Genomic DNA, 11625 nt, shown 5'->3' with positions numbered 1-11625 from the left:
CCCAGCAGAGCGGCCCCCGAATTACCTGGAGTTGACCGAAGAGAAATTGCTCCGGCTGACCCGGATGCCCTGCTGGCACCGGCCGGTCCGACTTGCCAATGCGGCATCGACGGCCGCCATTCACGGCACTGATGGGATTGTCTATTTCCACACCCGAGGGTCAGCACTCATAGTTGGTCAGCCCGGTCGCGCCGCAGCTCCCTCGTCCCGTGGGTGTCGTGCGGGCGATTCCCTTTCCGAATGGAGCGGTTTGTGCGCGTTCGCCCATTTGTAACCGGCCCGATCCGCGCCGCGCTCCTGGTCGGTGCGCTGGCCCTGGGTTCCGCGGCGCCGGCCGCCGGGTCGCCGCCGCCGGCGACCCGGCCGGCCCCGGCCGACATCAAGGACCAGCTCGCGGCGATCCCCGGCATGCAGGTGACCGAGGGCACGGGGACGGGCGGCTACCGGTTGTTCCGGCTGGTCTACCGGCAGCCGGTGGACCACGGCGACCCGAGCAGGGGCACCTTCGGCCAGCGGGCGACGCTGCTGCACAAGGACGTCCAGCGGCCGATGGTCCTGCACACCAGCGGCTACTGGCTGATGGGCGACAACCGGTCCGAGCCGGCCGCGATCGTCGACGGCAACCAGCTCTCCACCGAGCAGCGGTTCTTCGAGAACTCCACCCCGTCGCCGAAGAACTGGGCGGACCTGTCGATCGCGCAGGCCGCCGGGGACCACCACCGCTTCGTGACCGCGCTCAAGCCGATCTACGCCGCGAAGTGGCTGTCCACCGGGGCCAGCAAGGGCGGGATGACGTCGGTGTACCACCGCCGCTTCCACCCCGGCGACATCGACGCGACCATCGCGTACGTCGCGCCCAACGACGTGGACAACGACGAGGACTCGGCGTACACGAGGTTCTTCGCCGCCGTCGGCGACGCGACCTGCCGGCAGCGGCTCACCGCCGTGATGAAGGCCGCGCTGGGGCCCAAGCGGACCGCGCTGGCCGCGAAGGTCGCCGCCCGCGCGCAGTCGGCCGGGGAGACGTTCGACCAGACCACCGGCAGCGCCGACGCGTCGCTGGAGTTGGCCGTCGTCGACGGCGTCTACGCCTTCTGGCAGTACAAGCTGGCCAGCGACTGCGCCCGGGTCCCGGCCGGCACGGCCAGCGACACCGCCATCTACCAGTGGCTGGACGGCACCGCCGGATTCGCCAACTACACCGACCAGGGCGGCGCGCGGTTCGTCACGTACTACTACCAGGCCGGCACCCAGCTCGGGTACCCCGTCTACGACCTGCCGGAGCTGGCCGGCCTGCTCAAGTACCCGGACCTCGCCGCCCCGCGCACGTACGTGCCCCGGTCGATCCCGATGCCGGCGTTCGACCGGGCGGCGATGCCCGACATCGACGGCTGGGTACGGGAGAGCGGCACCCGGATGATGTTCGTCTACGGCCAGAACGACCCGTGGTCGGCCGAGCCGTTCCGGGTCGGCAGCGGGAACGACGCCTTCGTCTACGAGGTGAAGGGCGGCAACCACGGCGCGACCATCGGCGGCCTGGCGGCCGCCGACCGCAGCGCCGCGCAGGCCGCGGTGCGGCGGTGGGCCGGCGTGTCGCTGTCCACCCGCAGCGCCTTCATTCCCGGCCTGGACGGCTGGACGCCACTGACCGACGACCCGCGCCGGCAGGGCCGTACCGAGTAGCCCCGCGCCACGGCGAATCTCGCGGGTGAGCCCTCCGGCGTCGGAGGGCTCACCCGCTGGCGTCGGCCCGCCGGTTCCGCCGGTGGTGAACACCGGGCCGGCCGGGCTCGGCGGTGGCTACGGTCGCGTCCCATGGCGACAGTGACCAGCCGCGGTCGAGTACCCGGCCGGCGCAGCGGGAGGCGTTCGCCGCCGAGATGCAGGCCGCGGGCGTCGACTGGCGCCTCGTCGTCCACGGCGGCGCCCTGCACGCCTTCCACCACCCGCCGGCGGGTCCGGGGCAAACCCCGCTCCCCGGCGTCGGCTACCACCCGCGGCACGCGCAGCGGGCCTGGCGCGACGTCGTCGCACTGCTCGCCGCATGCCTGCCCCTGCCGGAGCCCGGCCGCCGCGGGTGAGTGCGGCCCGGCCTCTTTCCCCGCCGCCCGATCCGCGCCGAGCGGCCGCCCGGCGACCGGGTCGAGCCGCTGGGCGTACGTCCGATCCGGACGGCCCGCCACCTTCGGCCCGGTACCCGCGATGAACAGGGTGACCGGTCGTCGCGGGCGAGGGGGTCAAGATGGGCAACAGGTTCCATTCACGCAATCCCGGAGCACGGAGCCACGGCAAGTCCTGCAAGGGCAAGAAGCGCTACCCGACCCGCGAGTACGCGCTCGGCGTGCGCCGGTACCGCATCTCGCGCGGCGCGTGGGCCGGCACGCTGCACGTGTACGTGTGCCGGTTCTGCGAGTCGTGGCACGTCGGCAACAGGACGGGATCGAGCCAGAGCAAGTAGCTCGATCGACGATGCGGGCGAGCGGCGGCCCCCGGCCCGTACCCCGGGTCGGCGGTACGGAGCGGGTACCGTTCGCCGACGGGTGAGCCCGGCCCGGGCGATTCGACATGAGTGGTCCGTCGCACCGGCTGCCGGCGGAATGTGCTCGCCCGGCCGGGCGGCGGTGGTTACGGTGGCGCGATGCCCCTGCTCGGCCCCGCCGCCCCGCTGCCCCACCGGCCGGGCCGGATCCTGGTCGCCGGTACGTCCGGGTCCGGCAAGACCACCACCGCGACCCTCGTCGCCGCCGCTCTCGACCTGCCGCGGGTGGAGCTGGACGCGCTCTACCACGGCCCCGGCTGGACGCCCCGGCCGACGTTCGCCGCGGATGTGGACCGGTTCGCCGCCGGACCCCGCTGGGTGACGGAGTGGCAGTACCGCGCGGTCCGCGCCCGGCTGCTCGCCCGCGCCGACCTGCTCGTCTGGCTCGACCCGCCCCGCGCGGTGGTCCTGCGGCAACTGATCCGCCGCACGCTGCATCGGCGGCTGCGCCGGGTCGAGCTGTGGAACGGCAACGTCGAGCCGCCCCTGTGGACGATCCTGACCGACCGGGACCACGTCGTGCGCTGGGCCCAGCGGACCCACGGGCGGACCCGGGCGCGGGTGCTGGCCGCGGCGGCGGAGCGGCCGGGGTTGTGCGTGGTCCGGTTGGGCGGGTGGGTGGACGTGCAGCGGTGGGTGGCGGGGCCGTTACGGACCGCGGCGGACGCCGGGGCTGACGGGGCGGTGGGGTGTGCCGGCGGGGACCGGGGGGTTTGCTAGGCTTGCCGGGCGATCACGGGCTGTGGCGCAGTTTGGTAGCGCACTTGACTGGGGGTCAAGGGGTCGTCGGTTCAAATCCGGCCAGCCCGACAATCGAAGACGCAGCTCAGGGCCGGTATCCCTTCGCGGGATGCCGGCCCTGAGTCTTTTCGAGGGAAAGGCCCGGCCCTCGGTGCACAGGATGGCGTTCAGAGCAGCCATCGGCCCGGTTCGCGCGCTCGGGAAGGCTGCCGCCCACCCGACCGGGGGCCGCATTCACCCGTGCCGCCCGATGCAGCGGCGTTCGTCGGACGTTGCGCCGAGGCGTTGCGCGAAAGGCATAGCCGTCGATAGGCCCGCGCTATGGATCGCGTTGGGGAACGGCGAACGCATTCCCTGTGCGTCACGCACTATCCGGCGCCGCACCGCGGCGTTTTGGCTGTTCAGGGGCGGTTCGTCGGAGCGTGGGCGCCGCGTGAGCGGGTCCGAGGCGCCGGCCGGCGGCGAAGCCGGGGTTATGCCGCATTGACAGCAGTCAATTGCTGCGGTCAGCCTGGGGGCACCGTCGGCAGTATGCGTCGACGGCATACGGCCATCGATGCCCCACGAGGAGCCGATCCATGCTTCGCAGAAAACTGGCCAGCACCGCCCTGTGCGCGCTCGCCGCCCTCGCCCTGACGACCGGTACGTCGGTCGCGGCGACCGCCGAGCCGGCGCGCGCCGAGGCGAAGACGATCAACTATCAGACGGCGCAGCCGGGGAACCTGGCGGCGCAGATCGACGAGTCCGTCGCGATCTGGAACAAGGTCCTGAAGAACGTGCAGTTCGCCAAGGGCAGCGGCGGCATCTCCGTCAGCGTGTACGACGGCACCGGGCCCGCGCCCGGCACGGCGTCCTGCGTCGGCTGCACCAGCGGCGTGATCAAGATCTACCCGAGGAAAGCGGAGGAGTACAAGGCCGGCATCGTCCGCGTCATCGTGCACGAGTTCGGCCACATCCTCAGCCTGAACCACCCGTCCGACATCGGGAACTGCGACAAGGTGATGGCCGGCGGGGCCTGCGACAACCCGCAGCCCAGCGCCGACGAGATCGCGGCCGTGGACCGGTTCTGGAACCGGCCCGTGCTGCCCGCCCCGGGCGCGCCCGCCGACGACTCGGCGATCTTCGGTACGCCCGCGCGCTGACCCGGTACGCCCGCAACCGGTCGATCGGGGCGCCGCCACCACCCGGCGGCGCCCCGATCGCCGTACGCGGCTACTCCGCTGCCGGCGCGCGGCGGGCCCGGCGGGCGGTCAGCGCCCCGGCGGCGAGGTCCGCCAGCAGGAACGCGACCAGCGTGACGCCCAGGACCGGCAGCGCCCAGCACAGGCCCACCACCACGAGGACGCCGACGACGACGAGCCAGTCCGGCAGTCCCTGCCACGCGCCGCGGGTCGGCGGGGTGCCGACGAGCGCGCGCCGGTCGGACCGGGTCGGGCGGCGCTGCCACCACATCAGGTAGCCCCACGCGATCGCGCAGACCAGCCCGATCGCGAGCGCCGCCAGCAGGATCTGGTTGACCACGCCGAACAGGATGCCCATGTGGCCCTGGATGCCGAGCTTGGTGGCCTGCGCCAGCAGCGGCCAGTCGGCGAAGTCGCTGCGGGACACCACGCTGCCGGCGGCCGGGTCGATCGCGGCGCGGTCCAGGCGGACCGGCCAGGCGTTGTCGACCTGGCTGACGCTCCACGCCGCGGCCGGGGACGCCGGGGGCGTGATCTCGATCGGGCCGTCCAGGCCGTTGGCCGCCGCGACGGCGGCGACCCGGTCCAGGGCCGCGGGGTCGACCTCGCCGCCGCCGGCCGCCGGGCCGGGGTGGTGGCCGCCGGCCGGCAGGTCCGTCGCGAGGGCGGGCGTGCGGGCGGACAGGGCGTCGAGCAGGCTGCCGAAGGTGGCGCCGGCGTGCAGCGACCAGGTCATCCCGGTGGCCGAGAGGAACAGCAGGCCGACGGCCATCCAGACACCCATCGTCGCGTGCCAGCCGCGGGTGCGGCGCACGCCCTTGGCCGCGGCGAGGTCCGGCAGCAGGAACCGCCGGGCGCGCCGGCGGGCGCCGCGGACGCGGCGGGCCCACAGGATCAGGCCGCCGAGGACCACGACCCACAGCCAGCTCGCCGCCAGCTCGGAGTAGTAGCGGCCGACCGCGCCGAGGTGCAGGTTGCGGTGCAGGTCGTCCAGCCAGGTGGTCAGCGGCGTCGATCCCCACCAGGTGGTGAGGGTGCCGCGGACCCGGGCGGTGTACGGGTCGACGAAGACGGTGTGCAGCTTGTCGTCATCGGCCAGCTCGGGGACGGCGAACGACACCCTGGTCGTGGTGTCGCCGAGGCCGGGCTGGACCGAGGCGACCGTACCGGTGGGGTGGGCCGCGCGGGCGGCGGCGAGCTGCTCGGACAGCGGGCGCGGCGCGCTGCCGACCCGGTCGACGTACAGCTCGCGGCCGTGGACCGCGTTGTCGAGCTGCGGGGTGAAGACGTACAGCAGGCCGGTCAGCGCGGCCACCACCAGGAACGGGGCGACCAGGATGCCGGCGTAGAAGTGCAGGCGCAGCAGCAGCCCGGCGATGGCCGAGGGCCGCCGGGCGGGCGAGCGCGGCGCCGCCGCGGTCGCTGGTGCCTCCCCGGGCTGGTCGGAGACGTCGGTGATAGCGGGCATGGCGATTCCCATCGGGCTGGGACCGGCCTGGCGGTGCCGGGCGCGAGCGAACGGCGGACGCGGGGGCGCCACCGAGGGGGGCGGCGGGGGCCGCGGTACCCATCGACCGGAGGACGCCGGCTCGACAGGTATTGCCACGGGAGTCGTCGCGGCGCGGCGGAAAGTTCCCACCCGTTCGCGGCTCGCCGATCCGCCGGGGGAATCGCCCCGATCGTCCCGCCGGCGGGTGCCGTCGGGCCGACAGCGGCAGCGCGGCGGTCCCGCCCAGCGCGAGGACCTTGAGCGCTTCCGGGGCGATGTGGGCGTGGTGGGCGCGGGAGCGGGGCGGCCGCCCCGCCGGCGAGGACGCGGCCCGACCGGCGGCGTGGGGCGGCGGCGTGGGGCGGTAGTGACCAACGCAACCCTTCCGCCCGGGCCGCGCGCGCCGGTATACCTATCAATCCGATAGGTATACCGGGGAGGTCGACATGGGACGGGTCGAACAGGGCGGCGGCACCGGCCGCCGGGCGGTGCTGGCGGGGCTGCTGGGCGCGGCCGGCGGAACCGCGCTCGCGGGCGGGCCCGCGTTCGCCGGGCACCCCGACGAGCGGCCGTTCCGCGCCCGGCCGGGTACCGCGCCGACCCGGCCGAACCTGCTGGTCATCCTCGGCGACGACCTCGGCTGGGCCGACCTGAGCGCGTACGGCGCGCCGCAGATCCGCACACCCCACCTGGACGCGCTGGCCCGCAGCGGCGTGCGGTTCACCAACGGCTACTCGGCGGCCGCGGTCTGCTCGCCGACCCGGTTCGCCCTCTACACCGGCCGGTACCCCGGCCGGCTGCGCGGCGGCCTGCCCGAGCCGATCGCCAACCCGAACGAGCTGGAGGGACTGCCGCCGGGGCACCCGACGCTGGCGTCGCTGGTCAAGGGCGCCGGGTACCGGACCGCGCTGCTGGGCAAGTGGCACGCCGGCTTCCTGCCCTGGTTCGGGCCGCTGCGCTCCGGCTGGGACGAGTTCTTCGGCAACCTCTCCGGCGGCCTCGACTACTACTCCAAGCTCAGCCACCTCGGCCAGCACGACCTGTACGAGGGCGAGGTGCCGGTCGAGTCGGTCGGGTACTACACCGACACCGTCGCGCAGCGGGCGGTCGACTTCGTCCGCCGCGAGCACGCCGCGCCGTGGCTGCTGAACCTCAACTTCACCAGCCCGCACTGGCCGTGGGAGGCGCCCGGCGACACCGCGGTCAGCGCGGAGCTGACCGCGCGGATCAGGGCCGGCGAGAAGGGCGTGCTGTTCCACGCCGACGGCGGGTCGCTGGAGACGTACCGGGCGATGGTGGAGAACCTCGACGCGGGCATCGGCCGGGTCCTCGCCGCGCTGCGCGCCACCGGCCAGGAGCGCAACACCGTGGTGTTCTTCGCCTCCGACAACGGCGGGGAGCGCTTCTCGTACCAGTGGCCGCTGTCCGGCGGCAAGGGCGGGCTGAACGAGGGCGGCATCCGGGTGCCGACGCTGCTGAGCTGGCCGGCGGCCATCGCGGCGGGGCAGGTCAGCCACGAGCCGGTGATCACCCAGGACTGGACGGCGACGCTGCTGGCGTTCGCCGGTGCGGCGCCCGCGGCCGGCCACCCGCTCGACGGGCGGGACCTCAGCGGGTACCTGCTGCGCGGCGACGCCGCCCCGGCCGGGGACCTGTTCTGGCGCACCCGCGGCGCCCGGGCGCTGCGCCGCGGCAACCTCAAGTACCTGCGGGCCACGCCGACCACCGGCGACGCGCTGTACGACATCGCGGCCGACCCGCGGGAGGCGGCCAACCTCGCGGCGAAGCGGCCGGAGGTCGTCGCCGCGCTGCGGGCGACGTGGGAGCGGATCGACGCGGACCTGCTGCCGTACCCGTGACGGGCCGTGCGTGTGATCGGGCCGTGCGTGTGACCGCGCCGCGCGCGTGACCGGGCCGGGGAGACCGGGCCGCACAGCGCGGGGCCGCGGGTGATCAGGGCCGTCAGTCGCACTGGTCGAGGGACGCCCCGCTGGCGCCCGCGACCGTGTTCGGCGCCGGGAAGGTGGCCGCGAGCGTGCGGGTGGCGCCGCCGGACGCGGCCACCCGCAGGGTGACGGTCACCTGCTTGATCGCCGGCGCGGACTCCGCGGCCGACTCGTCGTCGGCGCCGGCGGTGACCGCGAAGGGCGCGGTGCCGGCCGGCGCGGCGACGCCGCTGGCCAGCACCGTCTCCGGCGCCGCCGCGGTCGCGCCGAGCGGCCGGGTGCGGCTCCACAGCCTGTCGCCGGCCAGCCACAGCACGGTGCAGCGCGGGGCGTCGCCGGGGGTGAGGTACCACAGCTCCGGGCGGCCGTCGGTGGTCCGGGTGGCCAGCTCGGCGGCGTACCGGACGGAGGCGTCGAGCCGGGCGAACGCCTGCCCCACCCGGGCCTGCGCGCTGCCCAGCGACTCGGTGCTGCGGTACGAGCGGCTCAGGCCGACGACCGCGGCGGTGACGAGCGCGCCGACGACCGCCATGATCCCCATGGCCACGCTCAGCTCGATCAGCGTGACGCCGCGCTCGTCGCCCGGCCGGACCGCCCGCCTCATGCGCCGAAGGACGGTTCGTTGGTCATGGCGCTGACCAGCACGGCGCTGGCCACCGACTGCGCGCTGCCGCGCTCGGTCCAGGAGACCGTGGCCAGCACCCGGACGAGCCGGGCGACGCCCGCCGCGGGGGCCGCGGTCGTGCAGGCCGCGCCGGGGCCGGCCTGATTACACTGGGTAATCGTCCAGGTGCGGGTGTAGCGGACGCCGTCGACGGTGACCGCGTCCGCGGGCGGCGGGTCGGCCAGCAGGGCCGCGCCCCCCGCGGCGGCGGCCTCGTCGGTCATCCGGGTGGCGAGTTGCGCCGCGTGCTGCCGGTCGGCCTGGCTGCCGGTCGTCGCCTGCGACGACACGGCCAGGGACAGCGTGGCGGTCGCTACCGTACCGATGAGGGCCAGCGACACCAGCAGCTCCACCAGGGTGAACCCATGATCCCCGGCCGGGCGCGCGGGGCGCGGCGGCAGGGCGGGGCGGGGGCTGGTCACGGGTGCCGATCGGCCGGCCGGCGGCCGACCCGAGGGATTTCCCGTTGTGCTCCGATCCGCCGGCCGCCGGCCGAAGGGCCGGGGTGGATACCGCTATCGATGCCGGCCGTAGGCCGCCGACAACCGGGAGGCAGGTGACCGGCTCGTGCACCCCGGCCCCGCGGCGGACAGCCGCGCCGCCGGCGGCCCGGAGACCGGGTCGCTGCCGCTGGCCGCGCTGATCGTCCTGGTCTGTGTCGGGCTCGCCGCGGCCCTGGCGCCGGTCGCGCTCACCCAGATCGGCTCGACCCGGGGCAGCCTCCAGCGGATGTACGCGCTCCAGGCCGCCCAGTCCGGCCTCGAGGTGGGCGTCGCCGGGATCCGCGCCGCGTACGGCGCGAGCGGCGGGGACGGCGACCGGTCCCGGCTGCCCTGCGGCACGGTCACCGGCAGTGGCGGCGCCGAGGCCCGGGCGACCTACTCCCTGTTGATCAACTACTACCCGGACCGGCCGACCGGCGGCAGCACCCCGCTGAGCTGCGCCGCCGCCCGCGGGACCGGGGCGGTCCCGGACTACGCGATGCTGACCTCCACCGGCACGACCGCGAGCGGGAGCACCGCCCGGCGGGCCCTGCGCGGCCTGTACCCGCTGCGGCGCACGACCGTCAGCCCGGACCCGACGCCCACCTACGGGCCGGAGAACGACTACTCGATCCAGCCGCGGATGATTCTCGCGTGGAGCCCGGGCAGCGGCTCCACCGACGTGTGCCTGGACCCCGGTACCGCGGTACCCGGCGCCGACGCCACGCCGCGGATGCGCCTGTGCGACAGCCTGGACCACCGCAACGCCGGCTACAAGCAGAACTGGTACTACCGGGAGAACCTCACCATCGCCACCGTCGGCTCGCTGCTCTCCGGCCGGGCGATGTGCCTCGACGCGGGCGCCACCCCGGTGGCCGGGCGGAGCCCGACGATGCAGCCGTGCGCCGAGCCGGCGCCGCCGCGGCAGCGCTGGTTCTACAACAAGTACAGCAACATCGAACTCGCCGCCGCGGCCGGCGCCGGGCCGGACGACCTGGCCCTGAGCGGCCTGTGCCTGAACGTCGCCTCGCCCGGCACCGCCGGCTCCGCCGTGGTCCTCGGTACCGGCGGCAACTGCCACAGCAGCAGCTACAGCACCCGGCAGACCTTCGCCCTCAGCACCAAGACCGGCCCCGGCTGGGCCACCCGCCGGCAGGCCGACTGCACCGCCGCGGCCGGGTACCCGTGCACGCTGCGCCAGGTGGTCAACTTCATCAACCCGTCCCGCTGCCTGGACCGGTACGACGACTTCTCCGCCAACATGGAGTGCGACCAGGAGCCGCAGCTCACCGACACCCGGTGGAACCAGCTCTGGCGGGTACCCCGGACCGTCGACGGCCCGGCCGGCACCACCGGCCCGCTGGTCACGGTCGACACCTCCGGCCGGACGTACTGCCTGACCGCGAGCACCGAGTTCCCCGTGCAGCGGGCCTGCAACCCGCGGTCGCCGACCGCCGACCAGACGTTCACCCTCTACGGCGACACCGGCGCGTACGCCACGATGTACCGGATCCTCGACTCGCGCGGCCGCTGCATGACCCACCCGAACGACAACAAGAACGGCGTGGAGTCATCCTTCTACTGGAACCACGCCAACTGGAACTGGAAGATCCGGATGGACGCCTGCGCCACGCGGCGCTCGCCGCCGGAGGCGTTCAACTACGCCGCGCTGTCCGACCGGCAGAAGTGGAACGCCCCGCCCGTCCTGCCCACCGGGGACCAGACGCCGGGCCCGACGACGCCGACCACCGCGCCGCCGCCCCCGGCCGCCTCGTCCACGACCCCGCTGGAGGAGGTCGTCGAGGTGCCGTGACCGCGCCGGCCGGCCCGGCGTGGTTGGATCGGCCGGTGTGCACCGTCGTGGTCAGCCTGGAGCCCGGCGCGGCCCGGCCGCTGCTGCTGGTCGCCGTCCGGGACGAGCTGCTGGCCCGCCCCTGGCTGCCGCCCGGCCCGCACTGGCCGGCGTACCCCGGCCTGCGCGGCGGCCGGGACCTGCGCTCCGGCGGCACCTGGCTGGCCGTCGACCCGCCCCGGCGCCGGGTGGCCTGCGTGCTCAACGGCCGCGGCCGCACCCCGGACGGCCCGCTGCGCACCCGCGGCGAGCTGCCGCTGCGCGCGGCCGCCGGCGCGCCGCCGCCGGCGGGGGCGTTCGCCCCGTTCCACCTGCTCACCGCCGACCCGGCTGCGGCCACCCTGACCACGTGGGACGGCGTACGGCGGCACACCGTCGCGGTGCCGCCGGGCCTGACGGTGATCACCAACGACGGGCTCGACCCGGGCCACCCGCGCGCCGCGTACCTGGCGCCGCTGCTCGCCCGCGCCGACCGCCCGGACCCGGCCCCCGGCGTGCCGCCGGCCGCGGCCTGGGCGCCCTGGCTGTCGATCGTCGCCGACGGCGCGCACGCCCCGGACGACCCGGCCGCCCTGATCCGCCGGCACACGCTGCCCGACGGTACGGCCTACGGCTCGGGCTCGCTCACCCTGCTGGCCGCCGGCCCGACCGGCCTGACCTGGTCCTTCGCGGCCATCGACGACCCGGCCGACCCGCTGGCGGCGCTGCACGACGTACCGACCGGCTGAGCG

The 11625-nt window shown here is 75.3% G+C and carries 10 protein-coding genes, 1 tRNA gene and 1 pseudogene; 9 read left to right on the top strand and 3 right to left on the bottom strand.

Going from position 1 to position 11625, the window contains the following annotated elements; translation table 11 throughout:
- The first annotated feature begins 252 nt into the window (after nt 1-252).
- The 6 genes and pseudogenes from IEY94_RS21115 to IEY94_RS21090 all read left to right on the top strand — a co-directional run bounded on the left by IEY94_RS21115 (nt 253) and on the right by IEY94_RS21090 (nt 4422).
- Nucleotides 253-1683, top strand: coding sequence for a S28 family serine protease (locus IEY94_RS21115; RefSeq protein WP_229784317.1), 1431 nt, complete (start codon nt 253-255; stop codon nt 1681-1683).
- A gap of 89 nt (nt 1684-1772) precedes the next feature.
- Nucleotides 1773-2081, top strand: a pseudogene (locus tag IEY94_RS21110) (dienelactone hydrolase family protein); the annotation flags it as partial.
- A gap of 161 nt (nt 2082-2242) precedes the next feature.
- Complete coding sequence (locus IEY94_RS21105; RefSeq protein ID WP_189171980.1) at nt 2243-2458, top strand: hypothetical protein; 216 nt, start codon at nt 2243-2245, stop codon at nt 2456-2458.
- Nucleotides 2459-2638: 180 nt separating this feature from the next.
- Complete coding sequence (locus IEY94_RS21100; protein ID WP_189171979.1) at nt 2639-3259, top strand: P-loop NTPase family protein; 621 nt, start codon at nt 2639-2641, stop codon at nt 3257-3259.
- A gap of 16 nt (nt 3260-3275) precedes the next feature.
- Nucleotides 3276-3349, top strand: a tRNA-Pro gene (locus IEY94_RS21095).
- Between the two features lie 509 nt (nt 3350-3858).
- Nucleotides 3859-4422, top strand: coding sequence for a snapalysin family zinc-dependent metalloprotease (locus IEY94_RS21090; RefSeq protein ID WP_189171978.1), 564 nt, complete (start codon nt 3859-3861; stop codon nt 4420-4422).
- Between the two features lie 70 nt (nt 4423-4492).
- Here IEY94_RS21090 and IEY94_RS21085 read toward each other — a convergent pair whose 3' ends face one another.
- The gene (locus IEY94_RS21085) at nt 4493-5929 is read right to left on the bottom strand and encodes a PepSY-associated TM helix domain-containing protein (RefSeq protein ID WP_229784316.1); all 1437 of its coding nucleotides are present in this window, start codon (nt 5927-5929) and stop codon (nt 4493-4495) included.
- Between the two features lie 467 nt (nt 5930-6396).
- Between IEY94_RS21085 and IEY94_RS21080 the strand changes: the two genes are divergently transcribed.
- A complete protein-coding gene (locus IEY94_RS21080) occupies nt 6397-7809 on the top strand; it encodes a sulfatase family protein (RefSeq protein ID WP_189171976.1) in 1413 nt (470 codons plus the stop codon).
- A gap of 103 nt (nt 7810-7912) precedes the next feature.
- Here IEY94_RS21080 and IEY94_RS21075 read toward each other — a convergent pair whose 3' ends face one another.
- Nucleotides 7913-8500, bottom strand: coding sequence for a PulJ/GspJ family protein (locus IEY94_RS21075; protein ID WP_189171975.1), 588 nt, complete (start codon nt 8498-8500; stop codon nt 7913-7915).
- Nucleotides 8497-8982, bottom strand: a complete 486-nt coding sequence (locus tag IEY94_RS21070; RefSeq protein ID WP_189171974.1) for a type II secretion system protein — start codon at nt 8980-8982, stop codon at nt 8497-8499. Before IEY94_RS21070 ends, IEY94_RS21075 begins: the two co-directional genes overlap by 4 nt.
- Before the next feature lie 145 nt (nt 8983-9127).
- On the opposite strand from IEY94_RS21070, the gene IEY94_RS21065 reads away from it, so the two are divergent.
- Complete coding sequence (locus IEY94_RS21065) at nt 9128-10855, top strand: RICIN domain-containing protein (RefSeq protein WP_189171973.1); 1728 nt, start codon at nt 9128-9130, stop codon at nt 10853-10855.
- Nucleotides 10852-11622 (top strand): NRDE family protein, encoded by a 771-nt coding sequence (locus IEY94_RS21060; RefSeq protein WP_229784315.1) that lies wholly within the window; start codon nt 10852-10854, stop codon nt 11620-11622. Before IEY94_RS21065 ends, IEY94_RS21060 begins: the two co-directional genes overlap by 4 nt.
- Nucleotides 11623-11625 lie beyond the last annotated feature (3 nt).

The sequence above is a fragment of the Pilimelia anulata genome, assembly GCF_014647895.1.
Taxonomy (GTDB): domain Bacteria; phylum Actinomycetota; class Actinomycetes; order Mycobacteriales; family Micromonosporaceae; genus Pilimelia; species Pilimelia anulata.
This window is presented reverse-complemented; position numbering and strand designations above follow the sequence as displayed.

Coding starts and splice junctions, on each gene's coding strand:
- IEY94_RS21085 (WP_229784316.1), bottom strand. CDS start 5,929: ATGCCCGCTATCACCGACGTCTCCGACCAGCCCGGGGAGGCACCAGCG.
- IEY94_RS21080 (WP_189171976.1), top strand. CDS start 6,397: ATGGGACGGGTCGAACAGGGCGGCGGCACCGGCCGCCGGGCGGTGCTG.
- IEY94_RS21090 (WP_189171978.1), top strand. CDS start 3,859: ATGCTTCGCAGAAAACTGGCCAGCACCGCCCTGTGCGCGCTCGCCGCC.
- IEY94_RS21075 (WP_189171975.1), bottom strand. CDS start 8,500: ATGAGGCGGGCGGTCCGGCCGGGCGACGAGCGCGGCGTCACGCTGATC.
- IEY94_RS21105 (WP_189171980.1), top strand. CDS start 2,243: ATGGGCAACAGGTTCCATTCACGCAATCCCGGAGCACGGAGCCACGGC.
- IEY94_RS21100 (WP_189171979.1), top strand. CDS start 2,639: ATGCCCCTGCTCGGCCCCGCCGCCCCGCTGCCCCACCGGCCGGGCCGG.